Source organism: Flagellimonas abyssi, from assembly GCF_019457905.1.
Classification (GTDB): domain Bacteria; phylum Bacteroidota; class Bacteroidia; order Flavobacteriales; family Flavobacteriaceae; genus Flagellimonas; species Flagellimonas abyssi.
In genome coordinates, this window is record NZ_JAHZSV010000041.1 from 1 (window position 1) to 19,871 (window position 19,871).

Here is a 19,871-nt window from a genome sequence, read left to right on the forward strand (position 1 = left end):
TTCGCAAAATAGATTCCCTTGCCCATAATGTATTCCATTATTCTATTGTCTACATTTATTGTAAAGCCTTTCTCATTGGACACCAATTTAAAAGTGTCTGCCCCCTGCTTGTCATATTTTAAGGCTATAGTTCTATTGTCCTGAGGATTGGAATTATTTGTGACGGTAATGAGTTTCGATACTTTGACAGGAGTGCTTATCCTGTCCTTATCAATTTTTCCGATATCCGCAATTTCAAATTTTGGATTGTAGTTTCGGCTCTCTTGTACCTTAACACAATACGGCATTTTAACTCCTTCTTTCATGTAGTTGAAGGTGCTTGTAGTGGTTGAGTTCAGCGTGCCCGTATGGTCATTTTGGGCCTGTACTTGTGTCATGGCAAGTAGCCATATCATACTAGCAATAAGTATTGAATTTTTCATGTTCTTGTTTTTAAGGATTTCTGTTTGATTTATGGACATATTTCCATAGTTATATGGATTTTTTTCCTTGAACTATACGCATTATAATCGCAATGATTGCAATGACCAGTAAAACGTGGATGATTCCTCCCGCATTATACCCTAGAAATCCAATGGCCCAAGCAATAATCAATATCACGGCAACCGTGTAAAGTAGATTTCCCATAATTTTAGTCTTAGTACAAATTAATTTGTGTTATTTTTAGTCAGGTCCTTTAATGCTTTTCCCAGGTTATCCATGTCGCGATCAAACTCGAGCTTAAAAGATTCCCACTTATCGTCGCCCTCATCTTTGTAGTAGCTCATTTTTTCTTTCAGCGATTGGTTTTTTTGCTCCAATACGGCAAGTTCTTTTTCAAAATCCTCTTTGGCAGCATTGCTTTCCATCTTGGCCTTTTTCTTTAACTCGGCAATGATCTTTTCGTTTTCTGCAATCTTACTGTCCGATTCCAGTTTGAATGCTTCGTATCTAAGGACGTATTCTTTCTTGGCCTTATCAAGAGTTTCTTTTGCATCAGCTAGATTTTCCTTGGCTTCAGCTGTTTTTGTTATAGCCTTGTTTTCGGTTGGCGATTTGCAGCCATTAAAAAAGACAATGGCAGTGGCAAAAGATGCCAATCCAAAAATCAGGGTAGATGTTTTTGTTCTGTAGTTCATGATGAAAATTTTTATGTGAATCATTTCACAGGACAAAGGTGACTCGATAACCATCGATAAGCGTTACGCGTCAACCTATATTAGTTACATCATTCACACATTTGCATTGTAGCAGGCTCTGTATACTCCTCAATCATTTTAATGATGGCATTTCCTGGAGTGGATGGTACAAGAATATAACTGTGGAATTCTTGACAATTTCAGCAGTTACCTTGGTGCTGGAATCCCAAAATCCAGTTGGAAAAACCCTAGGTTTTAGTGGTGAACAGTATATCTAAAAACGTATTTATTTTTTGGTCATTGATATGCATTATACAACGGATTCCAATGGGACTAGAATAGTATATCAAAGTATCAAAACCATCGCTTTACATTTATAAAGAATATTAACATTAGGTCGAATGGAACAGTTTAATGACTACCTTTAGGTGGATTCAATTTTATTGAAATCCTGTCTAAGTCAATACTTTATAGCTGAATCAAAAAAGAGGATGTAAGCGCCTATTCATCAATACTTCACAACTTTTTAGAAAACTTACATCAAAAACAGCATTTAGTCCTTTTTTGAACATTTTGGTTTTATTGTTGGGTGTCTTCCAGAAATGGGAGGAGAATTTTGATCACGAAAACAGTACTTATATAAGCATTACTGAACAAAAATTGACAGTTTTAAACAAAAGTAAAAAATGGCAGATAATAAAAACTTGGAATTTACTAGTTATGTTATCCATCGAGTATTCTCCCGAACTAAAGGCTCATGAGGGTTTCGGTAACACGTAAACACGTAAAATTCCTACCCGATGCCAGTAGGGTCGTGGCCCGCTCCTTCATGAACGGGGAACAGCGTACCATGGATTTGCTTTCCCTTATTTTCGGAATGAGTGAAAGTCAGGTGAAAGACTCCTTGGAGCAGACCCTTAGGGAATTTGCAAGCAGGCACCGTAACATTTCCAAGCTTTTCCATAAGCATTGTGATAGTGTCAGAAGCATAATTGAGCAAATGAATGTTGATTTTGATGGAATTTCCATTGAGCGAAGAATGCTCATCGGTTCCTATCTTACCATGGAATATTCCATCGAATCCGCAGCATTTTTTAATCCTTCCATTATCCAAGATTTTGACCAGTCTTTTTTGGAAGAGGATGAAATGCGAGTGATCCTTTCGTTTCGGGCAACAGGGGAAGGGCATATCTCTTCAATAGTTTTCAGAAGAGGAATAATCGATAAAAATAACGAGCTCCATTTAATGAGCGTCGGCAAGTCGATCGACATGGCGGAAATCTCCCATAAAAAGCTTTATGACAAAGGCCGATTTGTAAAAAAGATGCGGGAGATGCGCATCCCTGTAAAGTATTCAAAAAGTATTATGGAAGAACTGCCGAACAGATTCGAGTACTATGTTTTAAAAAAAGCTGTAAAGAAAGTAATGGATGACCCGGCCATTAGTCTTGAAAAAAGGTTGGCGCTCGAAGAAATTACTTGGTTAGTGGATTCCTATTACGACATAACCTTTGAGCATGATTCCGACTTGAGCGAACGCGTCATATTCCCAATTTCAGAATCGGAAAGCAGGGGAATCGAAGATGCCCGTTTTGTCCGTTTTACCGAAGATGACGGCACTGTAAAGGTGTATGCTACCTATACCGCCTATAATGGCCATGCCATATTGCCCAAATTGCTTTCCACTGATGATTTCTATACATTCAGGATCATGCCCTTGCATGGAAATGGTGCCATAGGCAAGAACCTGGCGCTTTTCCCTAAAAGAATTAAGGGTAAATATGCAATGCTTTCCCGAATCGATGGCGTGAACAATTATCTCATGTATTCTGATAGGCCCACGTTATGGAACAACCCCATCCTACTTCAGAAACCAAAGTTTCCTTGGGAGTTCACACAAATAGGAAATTGTGGCTCCCCCCTTTGGACTGAAAACGGATGGTTGGTGATCACGCATGGGGTAGGGCCTATGAGAAGATACTGTATCTCAGCCTCCTTATTCGATTTGGATGACCCATCCAAGGAGATTGGCCGTTTGGAAGAACCTTTGTTAATGCCCTTGGAGGAAGAACGGGAAGGGTATGTGCCCAATGTGGTCTATTCCTGCGGGTCCATCATCCATAATGGAAGTTTGATATTGCCCTATGCCGTATCGGACTATTCCGCCACCTATGCCGTAGTGGAAATGAAAGCCTTGTTCAAAGCCTTTAAGAGCTAACAAAGGCCAATGTTGCCGTCGTTATGCCTGCAACCCATTTAGGACCAGTTTTTTAGTGTTTGATTCCTTAAATTCCTCAGATTGAAAAGAATCCTTATAGGCCTGCAATACGGTCAAATGTGAAATAAGATAGGCCAACGAGCTTTCGGCCCCCTGGTTTCGGTTCACCCCATAATTTTCAAAACCATCGCAACACCCTTTGGTCTCAAAATCATAGAGGCTCATACGCATATCATTTTCACCCAAAAACCACATAAAGGCAGTGAACAATTTTTTCAGAAAATCCTGATTGCCCGTTAAAACATAGGCCTGATGGTACATAAGTACCATGGCCTCGGCATCGATGGGCTGTTGTGCAAACATGGAACGTTCCTTGTCCTTTACGTACCACGCCGCATTTCCGATGATGGACAAATAATCATCTTTCATCGTATGTTCCGAGAGAAAATCCATGGTGGCAAAGGCCACTCTGGAAATGTTCCTGTCTTCAAGAATCTCGGCCGCGTGGAGCAGTGCCAATGGTAGAATCCCATTGTCATAGGCCAAAAGCGATTCAAACCAATTCCAGTTTTCGGTATGGTTTTGATCATATTGGGAAACCAATATATTGGCCAATTTGTGCAAGGTGCTTTTCATGGCATCATCGGAAGGGTTTGTCCTGAGATAATGGCTGATCCCTATCATGGTGTTGGCAATTCCACGAATGGATTTGATGTTCCCAAAGTTCGGAACGGCATCAAAGAAAACAAGTTTCCCCATTTGATAGTAGGCATCGTTGGGGGCATTGCCCAAAAGATATCCCAACGCCCAGATGGTTCGTCCAAAGGAATCTTCGGAGCCCACCTCGTCCATAAAATTCCGGTTGAAGCTCAGGAAATTCCGAAAAGTCCCGTCCTTGTTCTGCATATAATGGATATAACTCAAATATACGGGCATCAATTCTAAGGCCAGTGGGTCTTTTTTCAGTTTATAGCCCATACAGACCATTAAAAGGGCCCGGGCATTGTCATCCAAACAATAACCTTCCTTAAGGTTGGGAATCCCGAATTTTGCATGTTGGATGATACCGGTGTCATCGGTCAACCTTTTGATATGGGCCAAGGAAAACTGTGGCAACAATAAAGGGTCTATGGCGTTTTCTTTTTTCGGCAAGGGTTCCTTGGGTATTGACAGTACCTGTGTTACAAGCTCAGCATACTTTTTTCCTATTTTGGGCCAGGTTAAGTTTTGCCCATATTCTGCTGCTTTCTCTTGGATATCGTTCAGGGTCTTGGGATTCGCCAACAGTTCATCCAAGACTTGTGATAGGCCATCAGAATCGTTGAAATCAAATAGACGCCCTTTGTTCTCGGCCAGCAATTCCGAGGCATGCCAATACGGAGTGGAGACTACGGCACAGCCTGAGCCCATGGCATAGGAAAGTGTCCCGCTGGTAATCTGCGCTTCATTGGGGTAAGGCGTAATGTAAATATCGCAGGCAGAGAGGTATTTAAAAAGTTCGTTCTCATCTATAAATTCATTGAGCAGTAACACATGCTCATTGAGTTTTAGCATTTTTATTAGAACCTGGAGATAGTTTCGATATTCCTCGCCTGAATGTCTCAATACATTCGGATGTGTTTTTCCCAAGACAATATAAAGGACTTCGGGGTGTCTTTCAATGATCTGCGGCAGGGCTTTGATCACCGTTTCGATGCCTTTGTTCCTGCCGATGAAACCAAAGGTCAGGAGCAGTTTCCTTTCATTCAGTTTAAATTCCTTTCGCGACTCTTGTTTGTCAAAATGAATATCGGGTACACCATGTTCGATGAGCATTATTTTTTTCTCGGGGACATCATATATTTCCACTAAAAAACGGACGGCCATGACACTCATCACTACAACCCTATCGGACATTTTACAAATTTCCTTCAAGATGGCCTTTTCTGTATAGGAAGGGGTTTCCAGAATGGTATGCAAGGTCGTGATCAACGGAATGTTAAGGCGGTGGAGGAGGGGCAGGATATAAACGCCGCTCTGGCCACCAAATATGCCAAACTCATGCTCAAGGATACAGGCATCCGCACCACTGAGATTGATATAGTTCACGGCTTCCAGATAATCGGTTTGCTGTTCTTGGTTGATGCTCAATTTTACTTCAGGTGAGTAGAGATATTTTTGGTTATGGTCGTTCATGGCAAAAACAGCAATTTCATTGATGTCCTTACCATTTTCCAACATGGAGTGGGCCAGGTTTTGGGTAAACGTGCCAATACCGCATTCACGTGGTGGATAGGTGCCTATATAAGCTAGTTTCATTTTAGTGTGGATTACGTTGATGGGCATGGGGATAATAGCATCTACAAAACACGTCCTTTATACTTTCTGTTTTCGATACCTTTCATGGTATCTTTATGTGCGATTTTTTCTTTTAGGTTCAGCACAAGTTTTGGTTGATTGGACTTGGCAGGGGTCTTGTTTCCTTTTGACATTTTTTTTGGTTTTGTTGAGATTCACTCCTTTGGTATTTGTTTATAAGGTATTGAAAAGCAATAGAGAAAAGTTGAACATAAAAGGAATAGAGTTACATAATTCACAGGTTTGATTGCTATTACAAATTATCCGGAATGGGCCGGTTCCATAAGATTATTATCTAATGGCATCAAAAAACGGTGTCCTTTTTTCTGCCACACATCGGGCCGCGTATAAGTAGTTTGATGCGCTCCAAGTTTGCCAGTCCTGCCCCTTGGGTTTACCGTTTTGGGACTTGTACCATTCATTGAAACCAAACCCAAGTTCCTTGTTTTTACCTATTTTGATAAGTCTGGTCAACTCCAATAGCTTTTTCTCGGCCAAATCATATTGCTTAACGGCCACCAATGCTGCAATGTAAAATCCCAATACAAAAGGCCATATACCGCCATTATGGTAATCCCCTGGTTGGTTGAAATCTACATATCTGGGCCGCCAATCCGCATCACCGGGGTAGATAAATGGGAAAAAATTAGGGGGCAGGTCAACGGACAATTCCATGTTTTTTACCATGGAGGCGCATGAGGTCTCCACCCAATCGACTATTGCCTTTGCCCTTGATGGGGAAGCCATACCCGATAAAATGGCGATACTGTTGCCCAACAGGTCGAACCGTTCACTACTGTACACTTTATATGCCCAAAGCGCATAATAGGGTTGATGATCGATAATGAGCCCTTCATGGCCCTGGTTTTTTGCCTGGTTTGAAGTAAAGATGGGTCGCTCTATTTCACGACGTAATTTTTCAGCCCTCTTCGTCTTCCCGAATAATTTTAGATAGGTGTATGCCAAGGTATTGACAAACAGCCCATAGCCCAACACCCATTGTTCGTCCCGCCAATCACTGGTGGGTAGTTGTGCCGCCAAACAACGGTCGGACGGACTTTGGTATTCCATCCATGAAAGGGCCTTTTTTATGGCATCTTCCAAAAAAAGAGGTTCCTTCGTCACTTTTCCATAGATCACTGCCGCAATCAGGAAAAGGGGAGTGGTATCACTGGCACCGCGATCTTCCTTATCATGGACCAAGGAGGGGATATGGCCTTTTTTGGATTGGTTTTGGGCAAGCATGAGCAATACCTTGCGTACCGTCTGCAATAGCTCGGCATTGTTCGTTGTCGCAATCCCCAGGACGGAAATCAACAGGTCACGGGTATAGGGTTCGGGATACCCCCAACCCGCTGTTCGTGGCAGGTCAAGAAATGGCCCTTTTGAATTGTGGAGCAGTACTTCCAGAGCGGCCGTTTTGGCGGATTCCACCAATTGTTGGTCTTTTGAGGTCATTTAATCGATTCCGAATTTATCTTGTATGATCTGTATGAATTTTTTGGCCACAACCCTGTAATCAAAATGTTCCACAACATGTTTCCTTGCAGCCTTCCCCATTTCAATCCGAAGGTCTTCATTGTTCATGAGCGTAAACATATACTTGGCTATATCCTGTACATTGGCACGGTAATCAACGGTTCTAGGTATATCGAATTGGATTTTGTGCTTGTTTTCAAAGCCTGATTCTTTTCCCAAAACCACTTCTTTGACCACGATTTTTTGGGCCACATCGGCAAGAAATGCTGTTTTTTTGTGTATCAGTGTATCCAACATCCCCATTGCCTTGATGCCGATCACGGGTTTTCCACAGGCTCCGGCCTCAACTTGTGGCATCCCGAACCCTTCCAAACGGGATGGGGCTGCATAAATATCACAGGCACCAATAAGGTACGGCATGAAATTTCGGGAAACGGTATTGGTGGCGTAGGTGACATTCTTTTCAATGCCTAAATGGGTGGCCATTTCCAGATCTAAGAGGTTCTGGGCCTTGGTTCTGGGCTGGGGCCATACTTTGCAGACATATTTCCAATCAGGTGCCTTGGCGTCGATGATCGCCAAAGCCTGCATCACCTCTTGGGCCCCTTTTGAGGCGGCATCACCACCAACGGTCAAGATCATTAACTGCTTTGGGGAAATGCCCAATGATTCCCGCACCGCTATAATTTTTGGATCCTTTTTATCAAAGGGAACAAACGATGCCGTATCACACCCTACAGGCAACACTTCAATGGTTGAGGCCTTGATGCCATCCCTTACGTACATTTCCTTGACCCAATTGGACGTTACCAAGATCAAGGGCAGTTCGTTCAATACTTCCTGATAGTTGGCAATGTATCCATCGGCAACCAGCCAAGGAACAGGGACGGTTCCATAGCGCTGTGGGTGCAGTACCAAGTGGGGGGTATGGCCCCAATACCCAATGCCCACCACGACATCCGGCTCGAACCACCGGTAGTACCACTCTTTTTCCTGTGCCGATTCAAAATGGACCGCATGGGCATCCACACCCAGTTCCAAGAGTCCTCGATAAAGTAGGTCTCCCTGGGTTGCAAGACCACCAGGAGAAGGGGGGTAATCGTAAAGGACCAGAACTTTCATGTTTTAGGTTTTAAATGGGTCATTGTTGGATCCCCTCATGCTCCAACCATTTTTGGGCATCCACCCGCTTTTCGAATTTCCAGAAGGCTTCATTTTTTGGGGTTGTCCTAGCCTCAAAGCTTGTTTCTTCAAATCCATATACTTCGGTAATTATCCGGTATTTTTCCCGCCAAATGTTTTTTGGGAGCGTATGCTGGATGCTTGCGGTCTTTATCGCCTGTGGATAGTATTTTTTGAATCCATCTTCAAACGCAAAGGTCCATAGTTCGTCCATGGAAATTTTTTGCTCGCTCCACAACTCGATCACCGACCTTCCTATCTCTTCATGGCGCAGATGTCTGGTATATTCACCAGTGGGACTATGTGTGAGGACAAGGTCAAAATTCTGTTTGGGAAGCAACTTTAAAATGGCCCCCTTCACAACATTTTTGTTCAACGGTCTCTGTTCAACTCCATCGTCCAGATTGCCCATAGCCCCCTGAGCTTTGTAAACTGAAAGGGCATTTTTGAATTTCGGGCTGCGGTCCTGGTCCCTTTTCCTGCATAGACAGGCAATGAACCAATCATGTTCAGGATGCATAAGGATGGTGCCCCCACACCACAAGGTTTCATCATCAGGATGCGCAACAATGACCAAGATGTCTTTTTTCTCATTGGTTTTGAGTGTTTTCATGGTGGCTTTGGTTTTTATTCCGTTTTAGATTTTTTGGTGATAGGAAGCACCGCACCGGCCATCTCCCCGATAATGTTTACCAGTTCAGTGCCTGTGGGCACCACTATTTTGGCGTTCGTTTGTAAGGCGGTTTCCACGGCCTGCAGTTTTCTGAGGATCTGTGCGTTGCCGATAAAGAACTTATCTGCGGCCTCGTTCACGAGCTTTATGGCCTCAGCCTCGCCTTCGGCGTGGAGTATCTTGGCCCGTTTGTACCCTTCGGCCTCTTTTATTTTTGCCCTTTTGATGCCATCCGCGACCGTTTCTGCCGCTGTTGCCGAATCTATGGCCGCGATTTTTTCGTTTTCGGCCTTAACCACTTTGTTCATGGTCTCCTGAACATCCTTGGGTGGGTCAATCTCCTTCAGCTCTGTTCTCACGATCTCGATGCCCCAACCCATGGTTTCCGTGTGGAGCGTTTTGTAAAGCTCCGCATTGATCTTGCCCCGCTCACTATTGGCCGATTTTAAGGTGAGTGTGCCTATGATGTTCCTAAGCGTTGTACGGGCCAGGTTTACAATTTGGTTCCTATAATCGTTCACATTGTAAATGGACCCCTTGACGCTTTCCTCGTTGTCCTTTATCCTAAAATACACTTGTGCATCCACACTGGCGTTCAGGTTATCGTTGGTAATGATCTCCTGGGGCTCGGCATCCACCATCTGTTCGGTGACATTGACGATAAAGATCCTGTCGATGAACGGGATGATCCAATGAAAACCGGGACCTGCAAAACCCGAATATTTCCCCAATCTTTCGATCAGGCCCCTTTGTGTGGGCCGAACGATTTTGATTCCTATCAATAGGACAATCAAAAAGGTAAGAATGATGATCAGATAAATACTCATACTATGACTGTTTTTAAATATTCAGGAAACTACTCATACCCACTTTTAATAATGGTAGAGATCATTTTAAAGCGCTCATTGGCCTTTATGGTATTTCTGGAGTGGGCAGGGATGATAATGGACTGTCCGGTTTCCAAGGTCTGCGAATTGTCGTCGATCAAGATTTCGGCCCTTCCCTCTATGATTTGGATGAACGTATCGAAAGGCGATATTTTTTCTGTTAGGTTTTCGCCTGAATCAAAAGAGACGGCAGTGACATTCCCAGTAGTTTTTTTTATAATGGTCTTTATGACCACTGCATTGGGAACGTATTCAATGATTTCGACAATTATGAAGACTTTTGATTTTTCGACATCTGTATTTTCCATAACTAATATCTTATTTTGTACAGGGTTATAAAGGGTTGTTTTTTTAATGGCACCCTAACTTAAAGATGAAGGTTTTTGGCGGAGGATGTATTACACAAGAAAGGTGAAGAGTTGCAGTATTCCCACATTGATTAGGTTGATGTCCAGGTCAAAAAGGCCATGAACATGCCTTTTGGGCATTTTGGGAATTTTTTTTAAAGATCACAGATCCTCTAGGTTTCCTTTGCGCTTCTCTTTCAGTTTTTTGAAGAACGAGGGTGTGAGTCCCGTAACTTTTTTAAACTGGTTGGATAAATGTGAGACGCTACTGTAATGCAGCATATAGGATATTTCGGTCAGGTTCACTTCATCATAGAGCAACAATTCCTTAACTCTTTCTATTTTGTGCAGGATGATATATTGCTGGATAGTGATGCCCTTTACCTCGGAAAATGTATTTGCCAGATAGGTATAGTCATATCCCAATTTTTCGCTGATGTAGTCCGAGTAGTTCACTTTGGGCATCTCCTCCGAATAATGGATCATTTCAATGATGACCGACTTGATCTTTTCGATGATGATCTTCCTCTTGTCGTCAAGAAGTTCCAATCCAAATACCTTGAGGTTCTTATGTAACTGTTCTCTTTGAAGGTCTGTTATATTCTCCAAGATCTCCACGGTCCCAAGGTCCACATTGGCATAATGGAGACCAAGTTTTTGCAATTCCTGCCTGACTACCATCTTGCAGCGTGAACTCACCATGTATTTAATGTATATGAGCATTTTTTTTTGAATAAGTTGTCCTGGGCAAGCGAAAGAGGGTAGTAGTGATTATGTGATTTATACAACTTTGGTTGTAAAACCTATAAGTGCTATAAGCGAATATAAACTTACCTTCCAATAAACAAGAAAAGTAAGACCATGCAAAATGTAGAAAGAGGAAATCGACTGATGAAAGAGATTTTTGATCTGACCCTTTCCTTTCAAATGGAGTTCCCTGTAATATACGACAATTTACTTGAAACACCACTCTTTTTAAACTATGAAAACAAAGGAATATCAGAAAATGAATTTGAGGAGTATTGCAAATTTCTTAAAGCACAGCTGCGGGTTTTCGAAAAGGGAAGCAGTATGATGTAAACCATACAGGATTTAAGCGAAAGCTATGATTGCTATTTATAGAGAATGTAATCCAAACCCTGTTAACCTATGATATATGTAATATTTCTGAATATTTCTGTAGCGAGCCCCTGAAGGGAATACACCAACTTTGTGTTGTTCATCCTTAATCAAAATGCTAACAGTAAATTATACCCTATGAAAAAGAACAATTTTACGCAAGTGGCCTTTAACAAAGTCAGGGGTTTCTTTAGACCGATGTTTTACAACGGAAGAAACGGCCTGGCCAAAGTAGGAGATGACCCAAACAAGGATCGCCCCTGGTTTATTTAAGGCCAAAAAAGTACTGATTTAGTTGGTTGGTTGGTAAGACTTCTGATATTTTTTTGGAAGCTAAAAAAAAGGGCAGGAACTAAAAAACACTGCCCTTTTTAATCCTAAGTGCCAAACGCTAAAAAGAGTGATGGCCTCCTTGATCACGACTTTTTAAAATCCCAAACACAGGTTGGGGGGCAACAATGCTAATCCAAAACCCTTATGCGAAAATGTGCAATCTATTTCATTCTTTTTTTAGCAATGCTGTTTCTAGAGGCCATGTTATAAAAAGTAAAATCAATATCAACTAAAAATAAGATCTATGTCCAAAGAAAAAGAAGGTAAGCGAAAATCAGACAAGACAACTCCTTTGAAATCACCCAAAGAAAAAAAGGCGGCCAAAAAGGCAAAACGGGATGCCAAAAATAGGTCGGAATAAAAATACCACAATCCTATCATAAACCATGCAGACAGGTGAATTTGAAGAATCCATCACATTTAATCTGGCGGATATACTGGAGTTCAATTCCAATGCTATATTGGTCAAAAATATCAGTGTTCAGAACAATTGCGTCATACAGGCATTTGCATTTGATTTTGGTAAGGTATTGTCCCATAAAGAATCCCCTTTTATTCGATTCCTTCATATTATTGAAGGAAAGGCCGAGGTCGTCATAAACGGTAATTCCACTTTTATGCAGAACGGGGATTCCATACTTATTCCAGCATTTGCTTCCAGTTCCATTGAAGCAAACCAAAGGTTCAAGATGTTATGCGTCACTATAAAAAATGAATGACCCCATAGACTTCATCGACACAAAAGCAGATTCAATGAAAAAGAATATCATAATAAATAGATACAAAAAAGGAGATCTTGTTTGCGCAAAGGTAAGGCCATGTGTCGTGCTTGTCGTGCGGTTGTACGTCCGTAAGGTGTACTACTGTGCCATCCCAAACAATCCTGCGGCAAATGAATTGGTTTATTTGGACTGTGAACTTAAGCCGTATAGAGGTAAGCTATCGATTCTAAAACAGATAAATGATCATCATTGAAATTGAACATGGCATCCATAATTATTAAGTTCGTTCTAATTCACTTAACGGTGGGCGGTATCAGAGGAGGGTACAGATACTTTATGATTAAAAAATACCAATACAATTACTATCACCACTCCATGAAAATTGTAGGTAGATTGGCTCACAATTGGTTATATGGCACCTTCAATTCAACAACCCTTCTCATTTCAGTTTTCTTGTCTGTCCTGATATTCTTAACTCTTTAGCTTGATCGATAGATTCCAATTCAGAATTGATTTAGACTTGTTGTATTGGATGGGACGGATAATGGGAACCACTCACAACGGTAAATGAGAACCACCTAATATTTCATTGTAGTAGTTTGTAGGTCAGTATCTTGTCGATTGTTGTGCGGTGCTCAATTTTTTCCGATACTATGCCCGTTTTTTCCAGGCTTGGGGAATGTCCATGTAAGGGGATTTCTAATATAGGAATATTAATATTATATGATTGAGTAAATCCAATAAGATAGATTATTTATCTTATTCTGTTTTGAAATGGAGTACATCTTCGGGGTGTCTACAGCGGAAAGAGTACCCGATATGAAGTCAAACTTTAGAAATCAACGAACGAAGAAGAGCGAATTGCTGAATGCCCAAATCCTTTGGATTTTTGCAAAAGCTTCCTTGCCTAGGGGCTGACACTAAACTCCAGTACAATTCCATTGGGTGAATCGTCCCACCATGAAAAATCTTCTTTTCTTAGTATTTGAACCTTATCTGGCCTCCATCAATTGTAAAGATAAAGTTGAAAAGAACACCCAGGGTGTTAAGACGGAAAGAGAGCCCGAGTCACTGAGCCACAAGTCGACCTCGCCACCAACGCAAACACCAGAGGGGATGGTCTGGATACCTGGTGGGGAGTTTGTGCAAGGGGCCGTACCGCACGACAAAATGGCCATGATGCATGAAAAGCCAGCCCACAGGATAGCTTTGGATGGTTTTTTTATGGATATTCATGAAGTGACCAATTCACAATTTGAAAGATTCGTTGAAGAGACAGGATATGTGACGGTCGCAGAACGGGAAATTGATTGGGATGAAATGAAAAAGCAATTACCCCAAGGCACACCAAAGCCCAACGACTCCATTTTGCAACCGGGCTCACTGGTGTTCAAAAAGAATAAGTCCAGTGTACCCAACTTGTATGATTATTCACAATGGTGGGAATGGAAGATAGGGGCCAATTGGGAGCACCCCAATGGACCGGATACCGATATCACAGGAAAGGAGAATGAACCTGTGGTGCACATTGCATTTGAGGATGCCCAAGCCTATTGTAAATGGGCCGGCAGGAGATTGCCAACCGAGGCGGAATGGGAATATGCGGCCCGGGCCGATCAAAGCAACGAATTGTTTTTTTGGGGTAGTGATCTAGACCAATTGAGCTACCATGCCAATACGTGGGAAGGAGAGTTTCCTGTGAACAATACCAAGGCAGATGGTTTTGAGGGTAGGGCACCTGTAATGAGTTATCCAAAAAATGGTTTTGGGCTTTACGATATGGCTGGCAATGTGTGGGAGTGGACCAGCGATTGGTATAATACTGGTTATTATAAGGAATTGGCTCTGGAGCAGGCTACTACAATGAATCCAAAAGGGGCATCAAATGCATTCAATTCTTTTAATCCAGATGTTCAAGAAAAAGTCATCAAAGGAGGTTCGTTCCTTTGTAGTGCCTCGTACTGTGCAAGCTATCGAATCAGTGCCCGAATGGCCACAAGTCCCGATTCCGGTATGGAACATTTGGGTTTCAGGACTGTATATGTTCCTGGCTAGAGTTGAAAATACAATTACATGTTGATTTAGCGATGTCCTAAAAAGGGTAAGGCTACATGGGACAAGGCTTGGTTTAAAATAGGATCTTTGGAATCATACGTAAAGCGCAGAACAAAATTTGTGCCCTTGTCCACTTCGCTCTCACAGATCAATTCGCCTCCGTTCATTTCCGCAAAATCCTTTGAGATTAACAGACCAAATCCAGTGCCTTTTTCACCTTCAGTACCCTTTCTTGTACGGGGTCTGTCCCCACTCTTTATATTTTGGTACCAATTGATGTCCATTCCAATTCCAAAATCCTGTACACCTATCTCCATGTTTTCCGAGTTACATGCTGACCACATTATGATTTTTTGTCCATTTTCACTGAACTTTATGGCATTGGAGACCATGTTCCGGAGAATGACTTTTAGCATGGTTTCGTCGATAAAAATCTCCTGGCAACAAACACTTAGCTCTATTTCTATATTTTTTTTGTCCGCGACTCTAGAAAACTCTTGTTTTACAGAGCGGAAGACATTTTCCAGATCGCAAATGGTCTTGTCCAATTTTATCCCGTCCAATTGTTTGTGGGACCATTGGAGCAAATCGTTGACCATGAGAATCCTATCGGAAATTTCACCTTTCAATTTCTCCGTAAGATGTTTGAGTTCTACATCGGACAATTCGGCCTCAATGAGTCCGAGGATGACAACGAAATTGTTCAGTGGGGCCCTTACATCATGGGCGAGCAAAGAGAACAATTTGTTTTTGAGCTTGCTCACCTCTTCAAGCTCGGCATTCTGGTTTTCAAGCTCGGCCTTTGCAACCATAAGTTTTTTGGTCTGTCGTTCAACCTCATTTCTCAACTTTGTATTGGCCTCAAGCTGTATTTTCATGTTATCATCCTCAATTTCCTTGAATTTAAAGGAAATCAGCAGCGAAAAGAGAATCAATTGAATTGTCGTCAACACAGAAGTTGCAATTATTATTGGGGTTGCGTCGAAATCGGAATACTGTTTTGCAAACCACGCGCCTATGTATATTATCGCGGATAACAGTATAGGTGCATAGGAATATAAATAGTATCTGTTTAATTTATGGGCATTGAACAATCGGATGCCGGAGTAAATATTTATAAGTATAGCCGCCAATGCGGTAATCGCTGCCAGCAATACCAAGATTTCGTTCAGCCAGACCAGTCCAATGGTAAGTGTGTTGGTAATGTGCAAAAACGGAAGGCAGACGACTGTTCCGATCAATAGTTTGTAGGTTTTTGATAAACGTGGATGGTTATCTTTTTTGATTGCAAGATAATTTCTTGTGAACTGCAGCAGGCCAAAGGTGGTTATCATGGCAGTGGTAAGGGAAATTTTGTCCGCTACTTGGGCGGTTTCACTGCCAAAGGAATTGTTCATAAAAAAGTATAGGCTCCAGTGAAGGGTTATTCCCAAAATCAGAATGAAATAATGAAGCAGGATTTTGTGCTTTAAAACCAGGTAAGATAGTAGGTGGTAAATCCCGAATGCGGCAAAAATGGCGGTGAACAAAAGGTTCGTTAGGTTCCTAAAATCGAAAACATCCATATTTAATTCATTATTTCCTGATTGTAAATGTAGCAGTATTATAAAGGGTTCGGAATTTAAAACTATAATTTTTTTTATTAACTAATTAGGATTCAGATAACTAAAAAATTTAGGGAGGTGATTCTCATGATAGGATAGATACAGGCTTCTTGAAGTTATGTTTCTTATCCATAGCCATCCGTAGATGTCTTGACTCCCTTCATATTTTCCGCGAAAACCATGGGGTCCCGTCCCCATTCCTGAAGCTGGTTTTCTTGATCCGTTGACTTATTGCACTTTTGGAATCCTACACTATTAGGACTTTTCAATTGGAATGGACTGCTCTACGTTCAGAAATTTTGAAACATCATTGGGAGACAAAGGTTTATGGATGTAACCCCGCACATATTTTCCGTACTTTGTCGTTTTTTTTTCATCCTTTGGATCTATGGAAGAACTGACGATTACCACATCTACGGTTGGGGGAAATTTTTCCAAGACCATGAATTCCAAGAATTCGAACCCTGTCATTTCGGGCATATTGATATCCAAAAAGAGAAGAATACGTTCTTCGGGGTTTTCCCGAAAACGGAGGCAATCCAAAGCCAGTTCGGGATTGGTAAATGTTTTGAGCTTATCCTCAAGACCTAATTTCCTGAACATCATGGTGTGTATGGTATTGATGAGCTCTTCGTCGTCCACTAAGTATATTTCCTTGTACATTTAATTGTATTTTGCTGATGAGAAGTTAACTTTTTAAGGTCCCTAAGCCAATTAAATGTTGTGTAGGTGTTAAGTTAATTGATGAAGATCCTAAAAATTGGGGTTTGGAAGAATATGCAACAGTATTTTTACTTAATTGAATTGTTAGGTCAAGGCTTATCAATGCCATTTCCTTTTTAAATAGTGGAAAAGGAACGGACCTTATTTTGGAAAGCCAACGATGAATGTGCTGCCCACCCCTTTTTCACTCAGCACATCTATGGTGCCATGAATCGCCTCGATTTGCGTCTTGACCAAGAAAAGTCCCATGCCCTTGCCCTTGGTGTTCGCACTTAGTCTCCCGTACATGTCAAAAATTCGGGATTTACGTTCCGGTGTCAATTCCATCCCAATCCCGTTATCTGATACTTTCAATATGATCCTATCTTCTTTTTCCTCAGTCGATATTACTATTTTAGGAGACACGTTATCTTTTGAATATTTCAATGCATTCACCAATAGATTGTACAAAATATTGGACACATAGCTCTTTATGGAATAAATTCTCGATACTGCAGTGAAATTAGCGTCAATGGAAGCATTTGTAGTTTTAATTTCTCTATACAACAATGCGCGAACATCCTTGAGTATTTCCTTGAAATGAATCTCTTCCACCCTTTCCTTTAAGGTACGCTTAAAAGAAAGTGAGTTGTTTAAGTCCCTAATGGTGTGATCTAAGGCCAGAGAGGTCGCTTCAATGTTCTTGACAATATCATCATTGGTCTTGTTCTGCCCCCATTCATATATTCTGGAAAGCATCAATAAATTTGCAATAGGTGCCCTGAGATTGTGGGCAACAATCCGAACAAAGTTTTGAAGCTCCAAGTTTTGTTCCAAGATTTTATGATGGGTCATTACTTCCTTTGTGACGTCTTGTGCAGTTCCGGACAAGCGAATTGGATTTCCAGATGCATCGCGAAACAAATTACCCTTGGTGTGAATATATTTTTCTTCCCCACTGTCCAACACAATCCTATGGGTAATATCATGAATGGCCCTACCTTGTAAACAATCCTCCAAATGATCTAGGAACCTAACCCGGTCGCTTGGATGGATCATGCCTACTACAGAATCGTAATTGGCCGTAAAGTTCCTTCGGTCCTTCTCCCAAATGGAGTATAATTGATCGGACCAGTTGATTTCGTCCTTATCAATATCCCAAATCCAGTGTCCAACATTGGAAACTTCTTGGACTTCCCGGTAGCGATATTCCATGTCCTCCAAATTAAGAATATTATGCACATCTCTTGTAATATCCCTCTCCCAAATGTAACATCCCTTTTCCCCATGGATATTCATTGCAGGATGGAAGGAGAATTCATGGATCTGGCCCATTCCTTCTTCAGATATTTCAAACAAGGAGATTGGATTGCTATGGTCAAAGACCTCTTTACAACCTTCAATACAAACGCGGAAGAAAGCAATATCGTTGTAAATGCCCTTAAGGTCCATACCGCAATACACATCGTCTATATTTTCCTTTTTTAGTTTTTGGTAAAAGGAGTCATTGAATGCGATAAGCTTGTAATCCTTGTCCATGGCCCAGAACGAATCATTTCTGCTTACTGTAGCATCCATCTTTTGTTGCACGGTTTTTTGCCAAAAATCCCTCAGGTTTTCCCATAATGGAATCCCATAATTCAAAAAAGGATTTAATTCGGACATGCTGTTTTTGATAAAAGGATGCAGGGTAAATATACGCAAGGGAATTATAAATAGTTCATCAAATGTGCGCGATTTAAGGGCTTAGAAATAAAATCCTTGACATATTTTCCATATTTTTTGGCCCTTTCCCGATCTCCATGAGATTCCGATGAAGTGACGATAATGACTACAAAACTTTCCGAAAAATTGTTGGTGAGCATGTGCTCCAAAAATTCAAAACCACTCATTTCAGGCATGTTGATGTCCAATAATATCAGGATTTTACCATTGAACCCTACCTTGTTGCCGAGTTCTTCAAGAGCCATTTCGGGATCGGTAAAACTCGTTATCTTATCCTTGAACCCCATATTCGAAATGTGAATGGTGTGGATACGGTTCACCAAGCTGTCATCATCTATCAAAAAAATCTCTTTGTACATAGAATTTTGTTAAAGCTCACAAAGATATGTATCCGAACCCAATGATTTGGTCAACGTGTCTATTTTGACAGAGTCTGAAGGGTGTAAGTTATAATATTGAAAGATAATTAATTAGCCTTGAAAACTAGCTGCAGCGGCATAATATTTTGCGGGTCTTGATAAGTGTTGTTCAATAGGTGTTTCCAGGCTTGGTAGAAAGTACGAATATGAAGAACGACTATAAATGGATTTTTTGAACCAATATATCGGTTTTCAAATATTTACTGGTATTTCTGCTATGTTCACTTTAGCCCGGCGAAGGTGGTATCCTATGTCCGGGATTTCGGGTTTGGATAAAAAAATATTCATTAATACAAACATTGGCGAGGGTTTTGAATGATTTACCGGAAGGCATAAAATCCAAATATGGACAAATCATTGCAACTAGTTATAAAACAGTTGATTATATTGATTTCGGCAAACGGTTCTCAATAGGTGGAAACCGCTCCGAATTGCCATCTTTACAGATGGTGAAAATTGGTGCTTTTTGGTATCAATGAAAATGTAAAAAACCTGTAAGCATATATTTTACCGTATTTTAATTGAATTTAGGTGTGGACGGGACTCAAACTCTTTACTAAAATTGTCGATTTTTCAGGGCCTCCGAGAGGGTCATTTTTGAGGGGCACCGAATTGCTCACCTTTTAACAAACTTTAACCTTTTTAACATTAAAAATGATGGATTTTGACCTAAAATGGAGGTTTGGTTTCAATATTGGTTGAACTATGTGTTTTTTATTATAAACATACATTTGTTTAGATGAAACTTGGAAATAGTCTTTTTGGTTCGATTTTGAACCATTTTTTGTGGCATTGTCCAAAAAATTGTCCAAGCTTTTTCGGGTCTTCCGTCAATCAGTTGAACCGGATAAGCGTCGAGGCAATGGCTTCCTTTTTTTTAGGTTCGACCTGTACCTGTTCTGCATAGGTATTCCAATTGCTCACCACTGAATGGATATGTTCCACAATGTC

20 protein-coding genes are annotated in these 19,871 nt (G+C 41.1%); 5 read left to right on the top strand and 15 right to left on the bottom strand.

The features are described from left to right. The 3 genes from K1F36_RS17925 to K1F36_RS17935 form a co-directional block, all read right to left on the bottom strand. A partial coding sequence (locus K1F36_RS17925) for a hypothetical protein (protein ID WP_220115007.1) occupies positions 1 to 422 on the bottom strand: 422 nt, incomplete at its 3' end. Positions 423 to 471: 49 nt separating this feature from the next. Continuing rightward, positions 472 to 627: a lmo0937 family membrane protein gene (locus K1F36_RS17930; RefSeq protein WP_220115008.1), complete on the bottom strand. Its 156-nt coding sequence runs from the start codon at positions 625 to 627 to the stop codon at positions 472 to 474. A gap of 20 nt (positions 628 to 647) precedes the next feature. After that, the gene (locus tag K1F36_RS17935; RefSeq protein WP_220115009.1) at positions 648 to 1,118 is read right to left on the bottom strand and encodes a sll1863 family stress response protein; all 471 of its coding nucleotides are present in this window, start codon (positions 1,116 to 1,118) and stop codon (positions 648 to 650) included. Positions 1,119 to 1,875: 757 nt separating this feature from the next. Between K1F36_RS17935 and K1F36_RS17940 the strand changes: the two genes are divergently transcribed. After that, positions 1,876 to 3,336 (top strand): glycoside hydrolase family 130 protein, encoded by a 1,461-nt coding sequence (locus K1F36_RS17940; protein WP_220115010.1) that lies wholly within the window; start codon positions 1,876 to 1,878, stop codon positions 3,334 to 3,336. 21 nt (positions 3,337 to 3,357) lie between these two features. Here K1F36_RS17940 and K1F36_RS17945 read toward each other — a convergent pair whose 3' ends face one another. From K1F36_RS17945 to K1F36_RS17975, 8 genes are all read right to left on the bottom strand, one after another. Then, entirely contained in the window at positions 3,358 to 5,634 is a 2,277-nt protein-coding gene (locus K1F36_RS17945) for a glycosyltransferase family 4 protein (protein WP_220115011.1), read from the bottom strand. A 41-nt stretch (positions 5,635 to 5,675) separates the two neighbouring features. Further along, the gene (locus K1F36_RS20265) at positions 5,676 to 5,807 is read right to left on the bottom strand and encodes a hypothetical protein (RefSeq protein ID WP_258539138.1); all 132 of its coding nucleotides are present in this window, start codon (positions 5,805 to 5,807) and stop codon (positions 5,676 to 5,678) included. Positions 5,808 to 5,964: 157 nt separating this feature from the next. Then, positions 5,965 to 7,131 (bottom strand): glycoside hydrolase 100 family protein, encoded by a 1,167-nt coding sequence (locus tag K1F36_RS17950; RefSeq protein ID WP_220115012.1) that lies wholly within the window; start codon positions 7,129 to 7,131, stop codon positions 5,965 to 5,967. After that, the gene (locus K1F36_RS17955) at positions 7,132 to 8,274 is read right to left on the bottom strand and encodes a glycosyltransferase family 4 protein (RefSeq protein WP_220115013.1); all 1,143 of its coding nucleotides are present in this window, start codon (positions 8,272 to 8,274) and stop codon (positions 7,132 to 7,134) included. A 19-nt stretch (positions 8,275 to 8,293) separates the two neighbouring features. Continuing rightward, positions 8,294 to 8,947 carry a PIG-L family deacetylase gene (locus K1F36_RS17960; protein ID WP_220115014.1) on the bottom strand — a complete coding sequence of 218 codons (654 nt, stop codon included), beginning with the start codon at positions 8,945 to 8,947 and terminating at the stop codon, positions 8,294 to 8,296. A gap of 14 nt (positions 8,948 to 8,961) precedes the next feature. Further along, positions 8,962 to 9,834, bottom strand: a complete 873-nt coding sequence (locus tag K1F36_RS17965) for an SPFH domain-containing protein (RefSeq protein WP_220115015.1) — start codon at positions 9,832 to 9,834, stop codon at positions 8,962 to 8,964. A 29-nt stretch (positions 9,835 to 9,863) separates the two neighbouring features. Beyond that, positions 9,864 to 10,202 (bottom strand): cupin domain-containing protein, encoded by a 339-nt coding sequence (locus K1F36_RS17970; RefSeq protein ID WP_220115016.1) that lies wholly within the window; start codon positions 10,200 to 10,202, stop codon positions 9,864 to 9,866. 201 nt (positions 10,203 to 10,403) lie between these two features. Beyond that, the gene (locus tag K1F36_RS17975) at positions 10,404 to 10,964 is read right to left on the bottom strand and encodes a helix-turn-helix domain-containing protein (protein ID WP_220115017.1); all 561 of its coding nucleotides are present in this window, start codon (positions 10,962 to 10,964) and stop codon (positions 10,404 to 10,406) included. A gap of 138 nt (positions 10,965 to 11,102) precedes the next feature. Between K1F36_RS17975 and K1F36_RS17980 the strand changes: the two genes are divergently transcribed. From K1F36_RS17980 to K1F36_RS17990, 4 genes are all read left to right on the top strand, one after another. Further along, complete coding sequence (locus K1F36_RS17980) at positions 11,103 to 11,321, top strand: hypothetical protein (RefSeq protein ID WP_220115018.1); 219 nt, start codon at positions 11,103 to 11,105, stop codon at positions 11,319 to 11,321. Positions 11,322 to 11,498: 177 nt separating this feature from the next. Further along, a complete protein-coding gene (locus K1F36_RS20270) occupies positions 11,499 to 11,633 on the top strand; it encodes a hypothetical protein (RefSeq protein ID WP_258539139.1) in 135 nt (44 codons plus the stop codon). Positions 11,634 to 12,079: 446 nt separating this feature from the next. Next, positions 12,080 to 12,412 carry a cupin domain-containing protein gene (locus K1F36_RS17985; RefSeq protein WP_220115019.1) on the top strand — a complete coding sequence of 111 codons (333 nt, stop codon included), beginning with the start codon at positions 12,080 to 12,082 and terminating at the stop codon, positions 12,410 to 12,412. Positions 12,413 to 13,375: 963 nt separating this feature from the next. Further along, the gene (locus tag K1F36_RS17990) at positions 13,376 to 14,470 is read left to right on the top strand and encodes a formylglycine-generating enzyme family protein (RefSeq protein WP_220115020.1); all 1,095 of its coding nucleotides are present in this window, start codon (positions 13,376 to 13,378) and stop codon (positions 14,468 to 14,470) included. A gap of 26 nt (positions 14,471 to 14,496) precedes the next feature. Here K1F36_RS17990 and K1F36_RS17995 read toward each other — a convergent pair whose 3' ends face one another. The 4 genes from K1F36_RS17995 to K1F36_RS18010 all read right to left on the bottom strand — a co-directional run bounded on the left by K1F36_RS17995 (position 14,497) and on the right by K1F36_RS18010 (position 18,860). Then, a complete protein-coding gene (locus K1F36_RS17995) occupies positions 14,497 to 16,035 on the bottom strand; it encodes a sensor histidine kinase (RefSeq protein ID WP_220115021.1) in 1,539 nt (512 codons plus the stop codon). 294 nt (positions 16,036 to 16,329) lie between these two features. Then, positions 16,330 to 16,737, bottom strand: a complete 408-nt coding sequence (locus tag K1F36_RS18000) for a response regulator (protein WP_220115022.1) — start codon at positions 16,735 to 16,737, stop codon at positions 16,330 to 16,332. Positions 16,738 to 16,938: 201 nt separating this feature from the next. Further along, on the bottom strand, positions 16,939 to 18,441 hold the full coding sequence (locus K1F36_RS18005; protein ID WP_220115023.1) for a sensor histidine kinase: 1,503 nt from the start codon (positions 18,439 to 18,441) through the stop codon (positions 16,939 to 16,941). A gap of 44 nt (positions 18,442 to 18,485) precedes the next feature. Continuing rightward, positions 18,486 to 18,860 (bottom strand): response regulator, encoded by a 375-nt coding sequence (locus K1F36_RS18010; RefSeq protein ID WP_220115024.1) that lies wholly within the window; start codon positions 18,858 to 18,860, stop codon positions 18,486 to 18,488. Positions 18,861 to 19,871: the final 1,011 nt, after the last annotated feature.

Bases quoted from the DNA above. Each gene is read 5' to 3' on its own strand.
- K1F36_RS17950 (WP_220115012.1), bottom strand. From the start codon at position 7,131: ATGACCTCAAAAGACCAACAATTGGTGGAATCCGCCAAAACGGCCGCT.
- K1F36_RS17970 (WP_220115016.1), bottom strand. From the start codon at position 10,202: ATGGAAAATACAGATGTCGAAAAATCAAAAGTCTTCATAATTGTCGAA.
- K1F36_RS18010 (WP_220115024.1), bottom strand. From the start codon at position 18,860: ATGTACAAAGAGATTTTTTTGATAGATGATGACAGCTTGGTGAACCGT.
- K1F36_RS20265 (WP_258539138.1), bottom strand. From the start codon at position 5,807: ATGTCAAAAGGAAACAAGACCCCTGCCAAGTCCAATCAACCAAAACTT.
- K1F36_RS17935 (WP_220115009.1), bottom strand. From the start codon at position 1,118: ATGAACTACAGAACAAAAACATCTACCCTGATTTTTGGATTGGCATCT.
- K1F36_RS17995 (WP_220115021.1), bottom strand. From the start codon at position 16,035: ATGGATGTTTTCGATTTTAGGAACCTAACGAACCTTTTGTTCACCGCC.
- K1F36_RS17990 (WP_220115020.1), top strand. From the start codon at position 13,376: ATGAAAAATCTTCTTTTCTTAGTATTTGAACCTTATCTGGCCTCCATC.
- K1F36_RS17960 (WP_220115014.1), bottom strand. From the start codon at position 8,947: ATGAAAACACTCAAAACCAATGAGAAAAAAGACATCTTGGTCATTGTT.
- K1F36_RS17975 (WP_220115017.1), bottom strand. From the start codon at position 10,964: ATGCTCATATACATTAAATACATGGTGAGTTCACGCTGCAAGATGGTA.
- K1F36_RS17940 (WP_220115010.1), top strand. From the start codon at position 1,876: ATGAGGGTTTCGGTAACACGTAAACACGTAAAATTCCTACCCGATGCC.
- K1F36_RS20270 (WP_258539139.1), top strand. From the start codon at position 11,499: ATGAAAAAGAACAATTTTACGCAAGTGGCCTTTAACAAAGTCAGGGGT.
- K1F36_RS17955 (WP_220115013.1), bottom strand. From the start codon at position 8,274: ATGAAAGTTCTGGTCCTTTACGATTACCCCCCTTCTCCTGGTGGTCTT.
- K1F36_RS17980 (WP_220115018.1), top strand. From the start codon at position 11,103: ATGCAAAATGTAGAAAGAGGAAATCGACTGATGAAAGAGATTTTTGAT.
- K1F36_RS17930 (WP_220115008.1), bottom strand. From the start codon at position 627: ATGGGAAATCTACTTTACACGGTTGCCGTGATATTGATTATTGCTTGG.
- K1F36_RS17985 (WP_220115019.1), top strand. From the start codon at position 12,080: ATGCAGACAGGTGAATTTGAAGAATCCATCACATTTAATCTGGCGGAT.
- K1F36_RS17965 (WP_220115015.1), bottom strand. From the start codon at position 9,834: ATGAGTATTTATCTGATCATCATTCTTACCTTTTTGATTGTCCTATTG.
- K1F36_RS18000 (WP_220115022.1), bottom strand. From the start codon at position 16,737: ATGTACAAGGAAATATACTTAGTGGACGACGAAGAGCTCATCAATACC.
- K1F36_RS17945 (WP_220115011.1), bottom strand. From the start codon at position 5,634: ATGAAACTAGCTTATATAGGCACCTATCCACCACGTGAATGCGGTATT.
- K1F36_RS18005 (WP_220115023.1), bottom strand. From the start codon at position 18,441: ATGTCCGAATTAAATCCTTTTTTGAATTATGGGATTCCATTATGGGAA.